Genomic DNA, 312 nt, shown 5'->3' with positions numbered 1-312 from the left:
GGACGACTCTCCCGATAAGGATTTATTCAAAAGAAATTTCCTGATCATGAATGCATTATATCAACTGCAAGACACTCTGTATCCGGATAGTTGGCTTCGAGTCGAAGCCATGGATATTCAGCTCATGTCTTCGATGGAAGCTTTGAGGCATAAGATCGATATTCATGATCCTTTGCGTGAGTATTACTTAGATTGGCGCAATTACGAAGCGGATGAAGATGAAGTGCGTCGACTGTTGAATGAATTTTGGACAACTTATCAAAAGTTCATCGGTGGTTCGTCAGTAGCCAGCGTAGATAAGACAAAGGCACT

At 42.0% G+C, this 312-nt stretch carries 1 protein-coding gene; it reads left to right on the top strand.

What is annotated here, in order from left to right; all coding sequences use genetic code 11:
• Positions 1–312: DNA-J related domain-containing protein (locus IQR33_RS24170; RefSeq protein WP_322631803.1), on the top strand; the 312-nt coding region annotated here is incomplete at both ends.

This window comes from Vibrio sp. OPT46, assembly GCF_015163535.1.
Lineage (GTDB): Bacteria > Pseudomonadota > Gammaproteobacteria > Enterobacterales > Vibrionaceae > Vibrio > Vibrio alginolyticus.
This window is presented reverse-complemented; position numbering and strand designations above follow the sequence as displayed.